This window comes from Serratia sp. K1WW1 (assembly GCF_055790865.1).
Window position 1 is genome coordinate 3,751,270 of sequence record NZ_CM147697.1, and the last position, 17,961, is coordinate 3,769,230.

The window sequence follows — 17,961 nt, forward strand, 5'->3', positions numbered from 1 at the left end:
CAGGAGAGAACCCTATGAGCATTAACGTATTCTGGTTTTTACCAACTCACGGCGATGGCCACTATCTGGGGAGTTCAGAAGGGGCACGTGCGGTCGATTACGGTTATCTTCAGCAGATCGCCCAGGCCGCTGACCGGCTTGGTTTCGGCGGCGTGCTGATCCCAACGGGGCGCTCTTGCGAAGACTCTTGGCTGGTTGCCGCTTCATTAATTCCGGTCACGCAGCGGCTGAAATTCCTGGTGGCCCTGCGCCCCGGCATCATCTCCCCGACCTTGGCAGCCAGGCAGGCCGCCACGCTAGATCGGCTTTCCAACGGCCGCGCCCTGTTCAATCTGGTGACCGGTGGCGATCCGCAAGAGCTGGCAGCGGAAGGTTTGCACCTTAACCATACCGAACGCTACGAAGCCTCCGCCGAGTTTACCCACGTATGGCGCAAAGTGCTGGAAGGTGAAACTGTCGATTTCGCCGGTAAACATATTCAGGTGAAAGGCGCCAAGCTGTTGTTCCCGCCGGTGCAGCAACCTCGCCCACCGCTGTATTTTGGCGGCTCCTCTGAGGCGGCACAGGATCTGGCAGCCGAGCAGGTCGAGCTGTATCTGACCTGGGGAGAATCCCCTGCCCAGGTAAAAGAAAAAATAGAGGAAGTACGAGCCAAAGCAGCGGCCCTTGGGCGCAAAGTCCGCTTCGGTATTCGCCTGCACGTTATCGTGCGCGAAACCACCGCAGAAGCCTGGCAGGCGGCCGACCGTTTGATCGCCAACCTCGATGATCAAACCATTGCGGATGCACAGAAAGCTTTTGCCCGCTTCGACTCCGTTGGCCAACAGCGTATGGCGGCCTTACACGGCGGCAAGAAAGACAATCTGGAAATCAGCCCTAACCTGTGGGCCGGTGTCGGATTGGTGCGTGGCGGTGCAGGCACGGCGTTGGTGGGCGATGGTCCGACGGTCGCTGAGCGCATTCAGGAATATGCCGATCTTGGCATCGACACCTTTATTCTTTCCGGTTACCCGCATCTGGAAGAGGCCTATCGCGTAGGTGAACTGTTGTTCCCGCATCTCGATCTGGCGACCAGCGAACAACCAACCCAGTTGCGTACGATCAAGCCACAGGGCGAAGCGGTCGCCAATATCTATATCCCACAAAAAGTGTCACAAAGCTGAGGAGAACAGTGATGGCGATCGGTGCACAACAAATTCTGCACCGGCTGGCCCCCTGGGCTTTGCCGGTAGCGCTGGTGATTGGCTGGCAGACCGCCGTTGAGGCTGGCTGGTTATCTAACCGTATCTTGCCCGCGCCGAGCGCCGTAGTGGCTGCCTTTTGGGCCTTAACCAAGAGTGGCGAGCTGTGGCAACACCTGACCATCAGCAGTTGGCGTGCGCTGATTGGCTTCAGTATCGGTGGCAGCATTGGCTTGGTGCTAGGGTTCATTACCGGCCTGTCCCGTTGGGGAGAGCGTTTGCTCGACAGCTCGGTACAGATGATCCGTAACGTGCCGCATCTGGCGCTAATCCCGCTGGTGATCCTGTGGTTCGGCATCGACGAGTCCGCCAAAATCTTTCTGGTGGCGCTGGGTACGCTATTCCCGATCTATCTGAACACCTATCACGGCATCAAGAATATCGACCGTGGCCTGCTGGAAATGGCGCGCAGCTACGGCCTGAGCGGCTTTAGCCTGTTTACACAGGTGGTGTTACCCGGCGCGTTGCCTTCGATCATGGTCGGCGTGCGTTTTGCCCTCGGGTTTATGTGGCTGACGCTGATCGTCGCCGAAACCATCTCTGCCAACTCGGGCATCGGTTATCTGGCAATGAACGCCCGTGAATTTCTACAAACCGATGTAGTGGTGGTCGCCATTATTCTGTATGCCCTGCTCGGCAAACTGGCCGATGCCTGCGCACAACTGCTCGAACGTGTCTGGTTACGCTGGCACCCGGCCTATCAACTGAAATCAGGAGAAGCATAATGACGGCCCCGACTCGCATCCCGCAAGGCACCCCCATTACGCTGGAAGGCATCGCCAAACGTTATGGCAACCGCACCGTGTTGGACGATTTGCAACTCCGCATCACCGCGGGCCAGTTTGTGGCCGTGGTTGGCCGCAGCGGCTGTGGTAAAAGCACCTTATTACGCCTGCTTGCAGGGCTGGAAACGGCCAACAGCGGGACTCTGGTGAGTGGTAATGCCCCGCTCAGCCACCCCAAAGACGATACCCGTCTGATGTTTCAGGATGCTCGCCTGCTGCCGTGGAAAAAGGTGATCGATAACGTGGGGCTTGGCCTACGCGGCAACTGGCGTGATGCTGCATTGCAGGCGTTAATTACCGTTGGGCTGGCCGACCGTGCCAATGAATGGCCAGCCGCGCTGTCTGGTGGGCAGAAACAGCGTGTTGCCCTGGCCCGTGCATTGATCCATCGCCCACGTTTGTTGCTGTTGGATGAACCCTTGGGGGCACTGGATGCGTTAACCCGTATTGAAATGCAGGGGCTGATCGAAACGCTTTGGCAACAGCATGGTTTCACCGTACTGCTGGTCACGCATGACGTTAGCGAGGCGATCGCACTGGCCGATCGGGTGCTGCTAATCGAAGAAGGACGTATCGGATTGGATCTGACCATTGATTTGCCACGGCCGCGCCGCAAAGGTTCGGCAAAGCTGGCAGAGTTGGAAGCAGAGGTGCTGACCAGGGTGTTGTCACCACCACCCCAGACTCACGATCTCTCACGCCAGGTAGCCAATTAATCCAGGGACGGCAATGCCGTCCCCTAACCTTATATTAATCAACGCCTCCCCATCCACTCTCTAAAAACCCAGCCTAAAAATCCCGAAACTCGTCGGTGTCATAGTTGCCTATCACAAAAATCTCTATCTATAGTTTTATCAGGCATAACGATCTTGCCTGACGATTAAACCATTTGAAGAGGAGTTGTCTTATGAAGAAGCAGGTACTGACTCTGGGTATGGCTTGTTTGTTGACCTATTCAACAGTGGCACTGGCTGATGAAAGTAAAAAACCCGTTTCAACATGGACTTGTGAAGATTTTCTGGCCTTGGATGAGAGCTATCAACCCACCGCTATCGGTTTTGCCGAGGCACTAAATAAAAAAGGTAATCCTGAGGACTCGGTACTCGATATTGATGGCATCGAAAAGGTCACCCCGATGCTGGTTGAGTCCTGTAAAAAAGATCCGCAGTCTAAATTTTTAACCGAGCTGAAATCAGCGTGGAAGTCGCTTAAGAAAGATATGTAATTACTCGGTTGTTCTTTTAGCGCAAAACTGAGCCAGATGTTACAAAAACTTTACCTCTACCAAGTTAACAAGAGGAACAATCATGTTGAGAAAATCATTGCGCAATATCGCCCTAGGCTGTCTGATACTTCCCGCAGCGACGTTCGCCATCGCAGCAACGACAGACCCAACGACCCCGGGTGATATGACGTGCAAAGAATTCTTGGACCTGAACCCCAAGTCGATGACACCGGTGGTGTTCTGGATGCTGAATGATGATACTCAGTATAAAGGCGGGGACTACGTTGACCTGCACGAAACGGGTTCGATTGTAACACCCAAAGTGGTTGAAGCCTGTCAAAAAGCCCCGGATAAAAAACTGACCGAAATGAAGGACGACATCGTCACCTTCGCGAAAAAACACTTCTGATGGCCTGAAGAAGCAAGGGACGGCAAATGCCGTCCCTCTGTTTTTTATGCGTCTAACGCCTTGGTGATCTTCTCAAACAGATCGCCAGACAGGTTCTCCAGCCCTTTCAACTGCTCCAGCGCCTGACGCATCAACGCCTGACGAGAGGCATCGTAACGCTTCAGGCGGATCAGTGGTTCAATCAGCCGCGCGGCAACCTGTGGGTTACGCTTGTTCAGATCGCTGAGGATCTCCACCAGGAACTGATAGCCGCTGCCGTCTGCCGCATGGAATGCCGCCGGGTTAGCCGAAGCGAACCCACCAATCAACGAGCGAGTACGGTTTGGATTACTCAGGCTGAATGAACGGTGTTGAAGCAACGAACGCACCTTGCTGAGGACGTCTGCCGCCGGGCTGGTGGCCTGCAGGATAAACCACTTGTCCATCACCAAACCATCGTGATGCCAGCGCTCATCAAACTCGGCCATCAAGGCATCACGGCAAGGCAACTGTGCCCCCATCGCCGCAGCCAGTGCCGCCAGCGAATCGGTCATGTTGTCAGCCTGCTGGAACTGTTGCACCACCAGTTTGTCGGCCTGCTCTACATCGCCGAAAGCCAGATAGTGCAGACAAATATTACGCAGCGAACGCTTGGCAATATCGCCGTGCTCAACCCGGTACCCTTCGGTTTTGTTAGCGTGATACACCGCCAGCCACTCATCGGCCAGCTCTTTAGCCAGGCAACGGGTGATCGCTTCATGCACCGCCGAAATGGCTTGCGGATCGATAATGGCGAACAGCTCGGCAATTTCGTTTTCCGATGGCAGCGTGAGGATCTGCGCGGCCAGGGCCGGATCCAGCTTCTCATCCAGCAGCACCGCCCGGAAGGCATCTGCCACGTGCAGCGGCAGCGACAATGGCTGCTTCTGCTGATATTTGGCGACGTTCAGCTTGATGTAAATGGCCAGCAGGCTCTGCGCGGCATCCCAGCGAGAAAACTCATTGCGTGCATGCTGCATCAGGAAAGTAAGTTGCTGATCGCTGTACGGATAGTCCAGCTTGACCGGTGCCGAGAACTCACGCAACAGCGAAGGAACCGGCTTATGCGCAACGCCATCAAACACAAAAGTCTGTTCGGCGGCGGTGACGTTCAACACGTTATTGACCGGGGAACCGTCTTTCTGCAAGGCAATAACGTTGCCTTCGCTGTCGTAAAGCTCAATATCCAGCGGAATATGTAACGGCAGTTTTTCTGGCTGATCGGCCGTCGGCGCGGTTTTCTGGCTGACGTGCAAGCGGTATTGCTGATCTTCAGCGCTATAGTCATCACGCACCGTCAGCAACGGCGTGCCAGACTGGCTGTACCAGCGGCGGAACAGCGACAGATCGACGTTGGAAGCGTCTTCCATTGCCTGCACAAAATCATCACAGGTGGCCGCACTGCCGTCGTGGCGTTCGAAATAGAGCTGCATACCCGCCTGGAACTGTTGTTCCCCCAGCAGCGTGTGCAGCATGCGGATCACTTCGGATCCTTTCTCATACACCGTCAAGGTGTAGAAGTTGTTCATCTCGATCACTTTATCCGGCCGGATCGCGTGCGCCATCGGGCTGGCGTCTTCGGCAAACTGCGCCCCACGCATCACCCGCACGTTATCGATGCGGTTGACTGAACGGGAGCCCAGGTCGGAGCTGAACTCCTGATCGCGGAACACGGTCAGCCCTTCTTTCAGGCTAAGCTGGAACCAGTCGCGGCAGGTCACGCGGTTGCCGGTCCAGTTATGGAAATATTCGTGGCCGATCACCGCTTCAATATTCAGGTAATCCTTGTCTGTAGCGGTTTCGGCCTTGGCCAACACATACTTCGAGTTAAAGATATTTAACCCTTTGTTCTCCATCGCCCCCATGTTGAAGAAGTCCACGGCGACGATCATGTAGATATCCAGATCGTATTCCAGGCCAAAGCGGGTTTCGTCCCACTTCATCGAGTTTTTCAGCGAGGTCATGGCCCAATCGGCACGATCCAGGTTGCCACGATCGACAAACAGCTCCAAAGCTACCTTACGACCAGAGCGGGTGGTGAAGCTGTCGCGCAACACGTCGAAATCCCCCGCCACCAGCGCAAACAGATAGCTTGGTTTCGGGAACGGATCCTGCCATTGCACCCAGTGACGGCCGTCTGCCAGGTCACCTTCAGCCACCCGGTTGCCGTTCGACAGCAGGAACGGATAACGTGCTTTATCGGCGACGATGCGGGTAGTAAAACGGGCCAGCACGTCTGGGCGATCCAGATAGAAGGTGATATGGCGGAAGCCTTCGGCCTCGCATTGGGTGCACAGCGCTTCACCAGACAGGTATAGCCCTTCCAACGCGCTATTTTTCGCCGGATGGATGTCGTTGACGATCGTCAGGGTAAACTGGGCAGGTAGCTGTTCAATCACCAGTTGGTTTTCCTGCTGGCGATAGGCGCTCCACGGCTGCCCATCCACTTGAATACTCACCAGAGTCAGGTCTTCGCCATTCAACGTTAACGGGGCACCGGCGGCACCCTGCCGTTTGATCTGGCTGACGGCGGTAACGCGCGTGGTGTCTGCATCCAGTTCAAAATCCAGGTCGATATCGGTGATGGTATAATCTGGGGCGCGATAATCGTGGCGATACTTCGCCTGTGGCTGTTGTGTCATAAAAACCCTTTGACGTCTCAGTGAGTTACAGATCCCGGACTCGGAGCGCACCGCCGTGCAGGACGACGCGGTACCTCAATGGCCCGATTGTGAATAAACTGTATCACAGCTATAAAAAAAACCCAGAAATGGCAGCAAATCGCACCAACAAATCACACGACTCACGCAGACATCCGCTGTTGTTTGCTATGCTCCAGTTACTCAGGCGCTTCACTTAACGTCAAACTCAGCATTTTATGCTTAAACAGGCGCAGTTCCGTCCCCGTTGGCAACCGAGTTGCGGAGGAAAACCAGCGGTAGCAATGATATTATTATCCAAGAGCCAGTAGGAGAAACAGATTGGCATGAAAGTAAAATACCTGATCTATTTCTTCACCTTTGCCATCATGCTGTCCTTTGCGGTTTTTATTGCAAATGGGCTGATAAAGGCCCGTGCCAGCTATGAGCAAAGCCTGGAAAACCTGTATAAAATCAGCAGGACCAAAGAAGTGGCCGAGGCCTTTCAGGCTACGCTGCTGGCACATAGGTTAAAAAGATTAGGTCTGGCGGATAAATCCGTCACCCAAGCCGAATGGCAACAGGCCGATCGACAGGCGCGTGATAAAATCGCGATTGTTAAATCCAATGTCGACGCCGATCTCGCCCTGCGCCTGGGCATTCGGCAAAAGATTGCCATACTTTCTATGCTCGATTGGATGGAAAGGCTGCTGGATAACGATTCGCGTCAGGTCACGCAAGTCGACACTGCCAACAGCAATCTGTTCAATATCAACAGCGCCTATTATATCGTTCAGACCACTAAAGCCTTCTACCGCTATACCTACGACACCCGGCTGATCAATGCGGACTCATTTCTGTTTTTGGAGGCCGTTCGCCTTAATAACCGGCTGAATATGTCGCTGACCGAACTGATCGATCAGATTATCGACGTCAATCTCAGCAGCCTGGAACGCAAGAATGCTTATCTGAAGGCCATCCAATTGACCGGGGTATTCACCCCGCTCGGTACCCGTTTGGCGTTCTTAAAGCTGGCCTATAACGATCCGCAGATTGCCGAACTGGTGGATGAGATACTTCGTAACATCTCCAACAATCGGATCAGCAACATTTCAGATGGGTTATATCAAGCCATTACCCACAATACCGTCTATGACATCAACCTGATCGCCGGCTATATCGAGGAGATGGACGAACTTTCCCAAAAACTCTATGAGCGTAGCTTTGAGCTGGAGATGGCCGCTTCCGAAGCCAAAAAGTATGATAGCCAAACGGCCATCTATGGCATGATTTCTCTGAGTGGGCTGATTGCCCTGTTCATCCTGCTGCCTTCGATGATCTTCTGTTCCAACATCACCCGCTGGCTGACCAAAACGCATAAAAATATTCTGCGCCTGTCACAAGGCGATATGAATATTGATGACAACGACGCTTTTTACAGCAAAGAACTGATCGCCATCAGTGACGCCATCACCCAGCTCAAACAATACAATCAGGTCAAGATCGCGCTGGAAAACGAAAAGCAGCAGCTAATCAAAGAGCTGGAAGTCTCGTCATTCTTCGATCCCTTAACCAACATTTATAACCGCCGCAAATTTTTCCTCGAGTGTGAGATGCTCACCCAGAGTAGCTACCCGCTGGCGTTCTGTCTGATCGATATCGATAACTTCAAGCGTCTTAACGATACCTATGGCCACGATGTCGGCGACCGAGTGCTGGTAATGTTCGCCCAGTCGTTAAGTAACACCTTCCGTTCCAGCGATATCTTTTGCCGCTATGGCGGTGAGGAGTTTGCCCTGCTGCTCGGCCACTGTTCCCTGGAAAATGCCCGCAGCATGATGGAGGCGCTGCGTGAACAAACCCAACAAATGTGCCTGGAGCTGCTCAACGGAAAACGGGTGCGCTTTACCATCAGCTGTGGCATCGCTGCCGTGGGCAACCTGGCAGAACTGCATCCAGCCATCAAACAGGCCGACGAAGCGCTCTATTTTTGTAAGAAGACCGGACGCAATCGGGTCAGTATTTATACGCCAACCGGTTTTATCTGAATCTGTGTTTAAAATAATTAACCTCATAATTTTTATGAGTAAATCAACTAAGCCATTCAGTTTATTGGATTAAATGGCTTTTTCTGTCCGAGGTTGTGCCCCCGGTAAAATAAAGGCACGTTTTATCCTCGACCCGTTCAGGCCATTTGTGGTGTGATGAGGCTTCAATAACAGGATAATCCGGGTATACTCCCCCCACTTTTTTGATTATCCGGATTTGGACACGCGCCTGACGAGGATGCTGTAACGCGATATGACTCTATACGCTTCCCCGATTTTGACTTCACTGCTTGATACTGACGCCTACAAGCTTCATATGCAGCAAGCAGTGTTCCATCGCTACCCCGCAATTACCGTTGCGGCGGAGTTTCGTTGCCGTGGCGACGAACTACTGGGCGAATATGCCGACGAGATCCGCGCGCAGGTTGCCATGATGAGCGAGTTGGCGCTAACCGAAGCCGAACACCGCTATCTCTCCAGCCTGCCTTTCTTCCATCAGGATTACCTGAGCTGGCTGCGGGAGTTTCGCTACGATCCGCAACAGGTCAGCATTAGCAATCATGACGGCAAATTGCATATCCGTATTGCTGGCCCCTGGCGCGAAGTGATTATGTGGGAAGTGCCGTTGTTGGCCGTGATCAGCGAAGTAGTGCACCGCCACCGTTCGCCACAGGCCACGCCAGAGATGGCCATTAGCCAGTTGCGCCAGAACCTGGCGCAGTTCAAGCAGCTGAGCGGGGATATTGATATCTCACGCTTCAAGCTGATGGACTTTGGCAGCCGTCGCCGCTTCTCCCGCGAAGTGCAACAGGCCATTGTCAGCACGCTGAAAACCGAATTCCCCTATCTGGTTGGCACCAGTAACTACGATTTGGCGCATCGGTTGGATCTGATCCCGGTTGGCACGCAAGCCCATGAGTGGTTCCAGGCTCATCAACAGATTAGCCCGGTACTGGCCAACAGCCAACGTGCCGCCTTGCAGGCCTGGCTGGATGAATATCCCGACCAACTCGGCATTGCGCTGACCGACTGTATCACCATGGATGCGTTCCTGCGTGACTTCGGCAAGCAGTTTGCCCAGCGTTATCAAGGATTGCGCCACGACTCTGGCGATCCGATCGAATGGGGTGAAAAAGCCATTGCCCATTACCAGCAATTGGGTATCGACCCCATGAGCAAGACGCTGGTGTTTTCAGACAATCTGGATCTGGATAAGGCGTTGGCGCTGTATCGCCACTTTGATCGGCGCATCAACCTGGCGTTCGGTATCGGCACGCGTCTGACCTGCAATATCCCCGGCGTCAAGCCGCTGAATATCGTGATCAAGCTGGTCGAGTGTAAAGGCAAGCCGGTGGCCAAACTGTCCGATAGCCCAGGCAAAACCATCTGCCAGGACCCCGCGTTTGTCAAAGCGCTGCGCAAAGCCTTCGATCTGCCGCTGGTGAAGAAAGCCAGTTAAGGCGACTCCTCACTCCAACCCTCTCCCACTGGGAGAGGGAACTGTTCCAGAGCTCGGGGCATGTATTAGAGCCAATCTGTAACACGTTACCTATCCAGGCTCGCTATGCCTTTTTTAGCTTCGCTGACGGGCAATTCTTACCGGTGTTTCTTTTCTTCCTTTATATAGCTCCTGTTTTTTTATCCCACTGCAATAAATGTTGTCCCATTCTGATGATTTCTGCTTGTGCTCTGCAACGCGGCAAGTAACATAGCAACATCCCCAAATTCTTGGGTTGTTAGCCTATTTCTGAAAAACTTATAAGAGAGAAATCTATGAGCGTAGTGCCTGTAGTCGACGTACTGCAAGGTCGTGCTGCGGTTGACAGTGAAGTCACCGTACGCGGTTGGGTACGTACCCGGAGAGATTCTAAAGCTGGTATCTCCTTCCTCGCCGTTTATGACGGCTCCTGCTTTAATCCGTTACAGGCCGTCGTTAATGATTCTCTGCCGAATTATCAGGACGAAGTGTTACGCCTGACCACCGGCTGTTCCATTGAAGTGACCGGTACCGTGGTACCTTCGCCGGGTGAAGGGCAGAGCTTCGAACTGCAAGCCACAGCCATCAAGGTGGTGGGTTGGGTTGACGATCCTGACACCTATCCAATGGCGGCCAAACGCCACAGCATCGAATACCTGCGCGAAGTGGCCCACCTGCGCCCACGCACCAACCTGATTGGCGCGGTTGCCCGCGTTCGCCACACCTTGGCACAGGCAATCCACCGCTACTTCCATGAGAACGGTTATTTCTGGGTTTCCACCCCGCTGATCACCGCCTCTGATACCGAAGGTGCCGGTGAAATGTTCCGCGTCTCCACGCTGGATATGGAAAACCTGCCACGCACTGATAAAGGTGCCGTCGATTTCAGCCAGGATTTCTTCGGCAAAGAAGCCTTCCTGACCGTATCCGGCCAGTTGAACGGCGAAACCTACGCCTGTGCACTGTCAAAAATTTATACCTTTGGCCCCACCTTCCGTGCCGAGAACTCGAACACCAGCCGTCACCTGGCGGAATTCTGGATGATCGAACCGGAAGTCGCCTTTGCTACCCTGGACGACGTTGCCGGGCTGGCCGAAAGCATGCTGAAGTATGTCTTCCAGGCGGTGCTGGATGAACGTGCCGACGATCTGCAATTCTTTGCTGAGCGGGTAGATAAAGACGCTATCGACCGTCTGAAGCGCTTTGTCTCTTCTGATTTTGCCCAGGTTGACTACACCGAGGCGGTCGAGATCCTGATTGCTTCTGGCCAGACCTTCGAGAACCCGGTTTCCTGGGGTATCGATCTGTCATCTGAACACGAGCGCTATCTGGCCGAGCAACACTTCAAGGCTCCGGTAGTTGTGAAAAACTACCCGAAAGATATCAAAGCCTTCTACATGCGCATGAACGAAGATGGCAAAACCGTCGCGGCGATGGATGTGCTAGCACCGGGCATTGGTGAAATCATCGGTGGTTCTCAGCGTGAAGAACGTCTGGATGTGCTGGATCAGCGTCTGGCAGAGATGGGCCTCAATAAAGAAGATTATTGGTGGTATCGTGACCTGCGCCGCTATGGCACCGTGCCACATTCTGGTTTTGGCTTAGGTTTTGAGCGTTTAATCGCCTATGTGACCGGGGTGCAGAACGTTCGCGACGTGATCCCGTTCCCAAGAACGCCACGTAACGCCAGCTTCTAAGTCATAAAACTCAGCATAATTTAAACAATTTTATTACATAATAAAGGCCAGCTTAGCTGGCCTTTCGCATTTTTGATTATTGACCTACATCACAAAGTTCCCTAAAATACACAAATTGTTACACATCGTTGCTTCCTGAAACCAGATTGCGACATTGGTAGCATTTTCGTTCTAGATAAACCTGCCCGTGAATGGAACACTGCGTGCAGACACAGGACGACACCAATCTATCAACAATAGTTCCAAAAGAATTATTGGCGGCAGTGGCAAGGTGTCCGAATAAAACCAATGAGGGTAATAATGATGATGAAGCGCAACATTCTTGCAGTAGTGATCCCAGCTCTGTTAGCAGCTGGTGCAGCCAACGCAGCTGAGATCTACAACAAAGACGGCAACAAACTGGATCTGTACGGTAAAGTTGACGGTCTGCACTACTTCTCTAACAACGATGGCGACGATGGCGACAAGTCATACGTGCGTTTCGGCTTCAAAGGTGAAACCCAGATTACTGACCAACTGACCGGTTACGGCCAGTGGGAATACAACGTGCAAGCTAACCACGCTGAGTCACAAGGTACCGAAGGTACTAAAACTCGTCTGGGCTTCGCGGGTCTGAAGTTTGCTGAGTTCGGTTCATTCGATTATGGTCGTAACTACGGCGTAGTGTATGACGTTGAAGGCTGGACAGATATGCTGCCAGAGTTCGGTGGCGATACTTACACCTACACCGACAACTTCATGACTGGCCGTACCAACGGCGTTGCTACTTACCGTAACAACAACTTCTTCGGTCTGGTTGATGGCCTGAACTTCGCTCTGCAGTACCAAGGCAAGAACGAAAACGACAAGCGTGAAATCAACAAGCAAAACGGCGACGGTTGGGGTGTGTCTTCTACCTACGCAATCATGGATTCAGGCGTGAGCGTGGGTGCTGCCTACTCTGGTTCTGACCGTACTGACGCGCAAACTCGCTTCTCTACTGCTCAGGGTAAAAATGCTGAAGCATGGACCGTTGGTGCTAAATACGACGCGAACAACGTCTACTTGGCAACCATGTATGCAGAAACTCGCAACATGACTCCATTCGGTGATTTCGACGGTTCTATCGCTAACAAAACTCAGAACTTTGAAGTGGTAGCACAGTACCAGTTCGATTTCGGCCTGCGTCCATCTATCGCTTACCTGCAGTCTAAAGGTAAGAACCTGGGTAGCACTTACGGCGACGATCAAGACCTGGTTAAATACATTGATGTAGGTACTACTTACTACTTCAACAAAAACATGTCTACCTACGTTGATTACAAAATCAACCTGCTGGACGAAAACGACTTCACTCGTGCTAACAAGATCGCTACTGACAACATCGTAGCTACCGGTCTGGTTTACCAGTTCTAAGTTGTTGCACTTGATGACGGTTCACCGTCAGCTAAGTTAAAAACAGGGCTTCGGCCCTGTTTTTGTTTTTAGCGCTTCCGCCAATTTTTTATTCTGCCAATCCGCCCTTCCCCGTCATTTTTTGTGCTGAATCTGCCGCCGTCACAAGATCGAGGTGTTTTTCTCGCAAACGGTTGGCAAAGGCGATAACTGGCGCTACCCTGATGTTTCTGTCTGCTTAACTCTAGGCCATGGAAGCATCTGACATGTTTGAAAAAATCACCGCTGCACCTGCCGATCCGATTCTGGGTCTGACCGACATTTTCCGCGCCGACAAGCGTGAGAATAAAATCAACTTAGGGATAGGCGTCTATAAAGACGAAACTGGCAAAACGCCGGTGCTGACCAGCGTCAAGAAAGCTGAGCAGTATCTGCTGGAAAATGAGACCACCAAAAACTACCTGGGTATTGAAGGTATTCCTGAATTTGCCAGCTGCACGCAAGAACTGTTGTTCGGCAAGCAGAGCCCAATCATTGCCGACAAGCGTGCCCGTACCGCGCAAACCCCTGGTGGTACCGGTGCCCTGCGTGTCGCGGCCGACTTTATTGCCAACCAGACCAGCGCCAAGCGTATCTGGGTCAGCAATCCAAGCTGGCCAAACCATAAAAACGTCTTTGGTGCCGTTGGCCTGGAAGTGTTGGAATACAACTATTACGACGCCGCCAACCATGCGCTGGACTTCGACGGTTTGCTCACCAGCCTGAACCAGGCTCAGGCCGGCGACGTAGTGCTATTCCACGGTTGCTGCCATAACCCTACCGGTATCGATCCAACCGAAGCACAATGGGCTCAGTTGGCTGAACTCTCCGTAGCCAAGGGCTGGTTGCCGCTGTTTGACTTCGCTTACCAAGGCTTCGCCAAGGGTCTGGAAGAAGATGCCCAGGGTCTGCGTATCTTTGCTGCCAAACATCAGGAACTGATCGTTGCCAGCTCCTACTCGAAGAACTTTGGCCTGTATAACGAGCGTGTCGGTGCCTGCACCGTGGTAGCTGCCGATGCAGAAACCGCCGAGCGCGCCTTCAGCCAGGTGAAAGCCGCGATCCGTGCCAACTACTCGAACCCGCCGTCACACGGTGCGGCCGTAGTTGCCACCATCTTGGGTAACCCGGCGCTGCGCGCCATTTGGGAACAAGAGCTGACCGACATGCGCCAGCGCATTCACCGTATGCGCCAGCTGTTCGTCAACACCTTGCAGGAGAAAGGGGCGCAGCAGGATTTCAGCTTCATCATCAACCAGAACGGCATGTTCTCTTTCAGCGGCCTGACCAAAGAGCAGGTTCTGCGTCTGCGTGATGAATTTGGCGTGTATGCCGTTAACTCCGGCCGCGTTAACGTGGCAGGGATGACACCGGACAATATGGCGCCGCTGTGCGAAGCCATCGTTGCCGTGCTGTAAGTTGATTTTGCATTGAAAAAGGGGCGCATTTGCGCCCCTAATGCTTGCAAGTTTTGGCTATCAATCTCCCCTCACCCCAACCCTCTCCCAATGTGCAGACAGGGGGAGCATGGACAAAGTTGTTGTGGGAGAGGGAGTTTGTTCAGTGCCGCAGTCAGATACTGGTGATAATTGTGGCACATTCGGTCCCCTCTCCCTGTGGGAGAGGGTTAGGGTGAGGGGCATTGCCGAGAGCTGTCTTTACCAGATAGCCGGTTCTTCGCGCAGGAACGGGTTGGTTTGACGTTCATGGCCAAAGGTAGACATCGGGCCATGCCCTGGAATAAACGCCATATCGTCGCCCTGAGGCAGTAATTTGTTGCGGATTGAAGCGATTAGCGCCTGATGGTCACCGCGCGGGAAATCGCTGCGGCCAACGCCACCGTTGAACAATACGTCACCCACTAATGCCAAACGCGCCTGTTCGTTGATAAAAACGATATGACCAGGTGTATGGCCAGGGCAATGCAGTACGTTCAACGACATTTCGCCTACCTGCACTTTATCCCCCTCCTCCAGCCATTTGGTCGGCGTTAGAGCAGCGCATTCATCCAGGCCAAACATACGGCTCTGTGCTGGCAAACCTTCAAGCCAGAAGGCATCTTCCTTATCCGGCCCATAGATGGGCACCTGATAATGCTCGGCCATTTCTGCCGCTGCGCCTACGTGATCGAGATGGCCGTGCGTCAGCAAAATCTGGCTGACCTGCACGCCCTTTTCGGCAATGGCCGCCTTCAGTTTTTCCGGATCGCCACCAGGATCGACCAGCGCCGCCTGTTTGGTCACGTCGCACCAGATGAGCGTACAGTTCTGACTGAACGCCGTAACGGGGATAATATGGTATTTCATAAAGCTCCAACGACAACGGCACCACGCCCAAGGGGCGGGTGCCATTCAGCGATCATGATGCACAATGATTACCAGGTCCGCACCGGGCCGGTATCGATGTGCACAAAGTTACTACGTGGATAATAGCCTACCCCGCCGGCGCGCATTTTTAACGCTGCCTTACGGATATTACTCAGCTGGATCCCTTCGATATGAAAATCCATCGCCTGGCCTTTGGTGTGGTAGCTCTGCTTGGCCACGCCACGGCTGTGCTCACGCATTTCAGTATTGGTCGCCATTGAACGGTAGCCGGAAATCAGCTGTACCGGTTTGCTGGTACCGAGCATTACCTGTAGGCGATAGAGATGATCAAACAGAGCGGGATCGATGCTTTTGACCTTGTTGGCCCGATAGTCACGGAAGATATGGTTCAAGCGTGCCAACTCTTCTTTATTGTAACCTTTACCGTTGAAGAACTCGGCCTTGATGGATTCGCCGGTATTGAGGTTGTTCAACAACAGAATACGTGGGCGAGAGGTAGAAATACTGGCAAACGCCTGCCCTGGAAGCAGCGCGATACCCACGGCGGCGCTACCTAACGCCAGCCATTTACGGCGATGATGATCAATTTTGTCCATGACTCTTTAAACTCGGCAAGAATGTCAAAATATATGCACAAAACTGCGCACTGCCCGAACCATAACCGCCAGCGTATGCGGAGTCAACCCGCGATACGCTGTGGTTTACCCGTGCTCACAAAAAACAGAGCCTGTTACTGGCCAGACATTCAGACCGTTATTTATCTAGAATTACTGCATTTATTGCATCAATTTTTCGGCCTGAGCCAAAATTTGTGCGCCCGATCTCACTGTCGCATCATAATTGTAAATATCTGTGCGGAACTGTGGCTTGCCATCATCAGAGACCCAGGCCGTCAGGTAATACAGCTGCACCGGGATGTTCTGGCGGATGTTCACATACGTCGTATTGCCGCCTTTCAGCGTGGAGGAAACACGCGCGTTGTTCCAACCGGCATCCTGCAACAACATATTGGCCAAATCGGAAGCCTTGTTAACGCGCACACAGCCAGAGCTTAACGCCCGGATATCCTTCTGGAACAGGCCGTGGTTCGGGGTGTCATGCAGATAGATGGCATCCGAACTCGGCATGTTGAACTTGAAACGCCCTAACGAGTTGCTGGTCCCCGGTGCCTGCTGGATGCGGTAAGGGAAGTTGCGTGGTGAAACCACACTCCAGTCAATCATTGCCGGATCGATCACCTGCGCATCGTTGCTCCAGCCAGAGAATACCCGATAGCCGTGTTTCTGGAAGTAGCTGGCATCATGCATGGCCTTGGGCACGATATCTTCACGGATCAGCTTGGTTGGCACGTTCCACGGTGGGTTGACCACCACGTTATTCAGCGCGCTGCTCATCAATGGCGTTTTGCGGCTCGGGCGGCCAACAATCACCCGCGAAGATAACACTTCATTACCATTCAGATAGTAGGTGAGCGAGTAGTTCGGGATGTTGACCATAATACCGGTATCAACGTGCCCTGGCAGAATGCGCAGGCGCTGGATGTTCAACGCCAGCAGTGAAGCACGAGTTTGTGGCGAAACGTTCAGCCATTCACGCGTCCGGGCACCGATGACGCCATCAGGCGTCAGACCTTGCCAGGTTTGGAAGCGTTTGACCCCTTCCACCAGATCTTCGGTGTAACGATTATCCGTGACCGAAACCGGACTGGCAGGTTGTACCTGCGCGGTAGCTTCTGGAGAAGGAGCAAGATCTTTGATCGATGCCGCGCCCGGGCTAACGACAGCCACTGCGGTAGCACGATCCTTCTCTTCATCCACCGACAGATCGTCATCCGCCGCCGGAGTCGTCGCGCTGGCATTGGTGACTTGAGGCTCAGGCGAAGCAGATGCTACCGCCGGAGTGGCGATTAGCATTCCGGTACGCGCCAGAATATCGCGCAGTGCGGGAATATCGTCGCTGAGCTGACCTGGACGCAGGCTTGCGCCATTGGTCATTTGTGGCCACGGGCGCCCAGCCGCCAGCATTTCGCGCAGCGCCAAATGCATTTTGGCGTACTGAGGATGCTGCGGGGCCAACGAATTAACATACGCCAGCGTTTTGCCCTGATGAATCGAGAGCTGCCACTGATTGATCACCGTATTCGCTGGCACCTTCAGTTTGTAAGGAACATTGCTGTACAGCCAGTTGTTGCCGTTGGCCCCGATTGAGGAGACAAACTGCAAATAACCCAGCATCGCATCCGACAGCACAATATCACGTGCCATATCGGTGATGAGCGGATCGGTCAGCAGTTTTACCCATTGAGTAAACTGCGGCTGTACGCCAGAAATGGCCAACTCAGCCAGTTGCTGCTGAAATTGCTGTACCGCTTCCCGATCTTGCCACATAGGCTGCATCTGGTTGGCAGCGTACAGCGGTGCCAAAGTAGAGAGATAATAAGGCACAACGCTTTTCGGCAATGCCGCCAGCAGTTCGGCACGACTTTGTGCCACGGACATTCCCGATGACGATGACGCCACCGGTAACGCCGGAACAGTTGCCCATGCGGAAAACGACACGGCAAAACCACACGCTATTGCGCAACTCAATGCCAGACGTCGTACTGAGTTTCCATTTTTAAGCAACATCCCTTGCCCCCTGTAGGCTCACAAAAATACCGCACAGACTATTATTAGTTTCAGT

The 17,961-nt window shown here is 53.3% G+C and carries 14 protein-coding genes; 10 read left to right on the plus strand and 4 right to left on the minus strand.

The features are described 5' to 3' along the window. Positions 1-14: 14 nt before the first annotated feature. The 5 genes from ssuD to hdeB all read left to right on the plus strand — a co-directional run bounded on the left by ssuD (position 15) and on the right by hdeB (position 3,660). Positions 15-1,163 (plus strand): FMNH2-dependent alkanesulfonate monooxygenase, encoded by a 1,149-nt coding sequence (gene ssuD, locus ACX9GU_RS17035; RefSeq protein WP_473192316.1) that lies wholly within the window; start codon positions 15-17, stop codon positions 1,161-1,163. 11 nt (positions 1,164-1,174) lie between these two features. Further along, positions 1,175-1,966, plus strand: a complete 792-nt coding sequence (gene ssuC / locus ACX9GU_RS17040; protein ID WP_046808141.1) for an aliphatic sulfonate ABC transporter permease SsuC — start codon at positions 1,175-1,177, stop codon at positions 1,964-1,966. Then, complete coding sequence (gene ssuB, locus ACX9GU_RS17045) at positions 1,966-2,742, plus strand: aliphatic sulfonates ABC transporter ATP-binding protein (RefSeq protein WP_473192317.1); 777 nt, start codon at positions 1,966-1,968, stop codon at positions 2,740-2,742. The genes ssuC and ssuB overlap by 1 nt, the downstream gene beginning before the upstream one ends. Before the next feature lie 191 nt (positions 2,743-2,933). Continuing rightward, positions 2,934-3,251 (plus strand): acid-activated periplasmic chaperone HdeA, encoded by a 318-nt coding sequence (hdeA, locus tag ACX9GU_RS17050; RefSeq protein WP_166734666.1) that lies wholly within the window; start codon positions 2,934-2,936, stop codon positions 3,249-3,251. An 82-nt stretch (positions 3,252-3,333) separates the two neighbouring features. Continuing rightward, positions 3,334-3,660: an acid-activated periplasmic chaperone HdeB gene (hdeB, locus tag ACX9GU_RS17055; RefSeq protein WP_166734665.1), complete on the plus strand. Its 327-nt coding sequence runs from the start codon at positions 3,334-3,336 to the stop codon at positions 3,658-3,660. A 44-nt stretch (positions 3,661-3,704) separates the two neighbouring features. Here the strand turns inward: hdeB and pepN are convergent, their stop codons facing one another. Then, on the minus strand, positions 3,705-6,320 hold the full coding sequence (gene pepN, locus ACX9GU_RS17060; RefSeq protein WP_473192318.1) for an aminopeptidase N: 2,616 nt from the start codon (positions 6,318-6,320) through the stop codon (positions 3,705-3,707). A 344-nt stretch (positions 6,321-6,664) separates the two neighbouring features. Between pepN and ACX9GU_RS17065 the strand changes: the two genes are divergently transcribed. The 5 genes from ACX9GU_RS17065 (at position 6,665) to ACX9GU_RS17085 (ending at position 14,370) form a co-directional block, all read left to right on the plus strand. Beyond that, a complete protein-coding gene (locus tag ACX9GU_RS17065) occupies positions 6,665-8,365 on the plus strand; it encodes a GGDEF domain-containing protein (protein ID WP_473192319.1) in 1,701 nt (566 codons plus the stop codon). A 253-nt stretch (positions 8,366-8,618) separates the two neighbouring features. Further along, entirely contained in the window at positions 8,619-9,824 is a 1,206-nt protein-coding gene (pncB, locus tag ACX9GU_RS17070) for a nicotinate phosphoribosyltransferase (protein ID WP_473192320.1), read from the plus strand. Between the two features lie 314 nt (positions 9,825-10,138). Then, entirely contained in the window at positions 10,139-11,539 is a 1,401-nt protein-coding gene (gene asnS / locus ACX9GU_RS17075) for an asparagine--tRNA ligase (protein WP_161712269.1), read from the plus strand. Positions 11,540-11,842: 303 nt separating this feature from the next. Next, complete coding sequence (ompC, locus tag ACX9GU_RS17080; protein ID WP_473195207.1) at positions 11,843-12,934, plus strand: porin OmpC; 1,092 nt, start codon at positions 11,843-11,845, stop codon at positions 12,932-12,934. Between the two features lie 245 nt (positions 12,935-13,179). Further along, complete coding sequence (locus ACX9GU_RS17085) at positions 13,180-14,370, plus strand: amino acid aminotransferase (protein ID WP_021804899.1); 1,191 nt, start codon at positions 13,180-13,182, stop codon at positions 14,368-14,370. Positions 14,371-14,610: 240 nt separating this feature from the next. On the opposite strand, the gene ACX9GU_RS17090 is transcribed toward ACX9GU_RS17085, so the two are convergent. The 3 genes from ACX9GU_RS17090 to ldtD form a co-directional block, all read right to left on the minus strand. Further along, on the minus strand, positions 14,611-15,258 hold the full coding sequence (locus ACX9GU_RS17090; RefSeq protein ID WP_021804900.1) for an MBL fold metallo-hydrolase: 648 nt from the start codon (positions 15,256-15,258) through the stop codon (positions 14,611-14,613). A gap of 68 nt (positions 15,259-15,326) precedes the next feature. Further along, a complete protein-coding gene (gene mepK / locus ACX9GU_RS17095) occupies positions 15,327-15,875 on the minus strand; it encodes a peptidoglycan L,D-endopeptidase MepK (protein ID WP_473192321.1) in 549 nt (182 codons plus the stop codon). 180 nt (positions 15,876-16,055) lie between these two features. Then, a complete protein-coding gene (gene ldtD / locus ACX9GU_RS17100; RefSeq protein WP_473192322.1) occupies positions 16,056-17,906 on the minus strand; it encodes a L,D-transpeptidase in 1,851 nt (616 codons plus the stop codon). Positions 17,907-17,961 lie beyond the last annotated feature (55 nt).

What these genes read in the sequence shown, in the direction of transcription:
- ssuB (WP_473192317.1), top strand. Translation starts at nt 1,966, where the DNA reads ATGACGGCCCCGACTCGCATCCCGCAAGGCACCCCCATTACGCTGGAA.
- ompC (WP_473195207.1), top strand. Translation starts at nt 11,843, where the DNA reads ATGATGAAGCGCAACATTCTTGCAGTAGTGATCCCAGCTCTGTTAGCA.
- ssuC (WP_046808141.1), top strand. Translation starts at nt 1,175, where the DNA reads ATGGCGATCGGTGCACAACAAATTCTGCACCGGCTGGCCCCCTGGGCT.
- asnS (WP_161712269.1), top strand. Translation starts at nt 10,139, where the DNA reads ATGAGCGTAGTGCCTGTAGTCGACGTACTGCAAGGTCGTGCTGCGGTT.
- ACX9GU_RS17090 (WP_021804900.1), bottom strand. Translation starts at nt 15,258, where the DNA reads ATGAAATACCATATTATCCCCGTTACGGCGTTCAGTCAGAACTGTACG.
- mepK (WP_473192321.1), bottom strand. Translation starts at nt 15,875, where the DNA reads ATGGACAAAATTGATCATCATCGCCGTAAATGGCTGGCGTTAGGTAGC.
- hdeA (WP_166734666.1), top strand. Translation starts at nt 2,934, where the DNA reads ATGAAGAAGCAGGTACTGACTCTGGGTATGGCTTGTTTGTTGACCTAT.
- hdeB (WP_166734665.1), top strand. Translation starts at nt 3,334, where the DNA reads ATGTTGAGAAAATCATTGCGCAATATCGCCCTAGGCTGTCTGATACTT.
- ldtD (WP_473192322.1), bottom strand. Translation starts at nt 17,906, where the DNA reads ATGTTGCTTAAAAATGGAAACTCAGTACGACGTCTGGCATTGAGTTGC.
- pncB (WP_473192320.1), top strand. Translation starts at nt 8,619, where the DNA reads ATGACTCTATACGCTTCCCCGATTTTGACTTCACTGCTTGATACTGAC.
- ACX9GU_RS17065 (WP_473192319.1), top strand. Translation starts at nt 6,665, where the DNA reads ATGAAAGTAAAATACCTGATCTATTTCTTCACCTTTGCCATCATGCTG.
- ACX9GU_RS17085 (WP_021804899.1), top strand. Translation starts at nt 13,180, where the DNA reads ATGTTTGAAAAAATCACCGCTGCACCTGCCGATCCGATTCTGGGTCTG.
- pepN (WP_473192318.1), bottom strand. Translation starts at nt 6,320, where the DNA reads ATGACACAACAGCCACAGGCGAAGTATCGCCACGATTATCGCGCCCCA.
- ssuD (WP_473192316.1), top strand. Translation starts at nt 15, where the DNA reads ATGAGCATTAACGTATTCTGGTTTTTACCAACTCACGGCGATGGCCAC.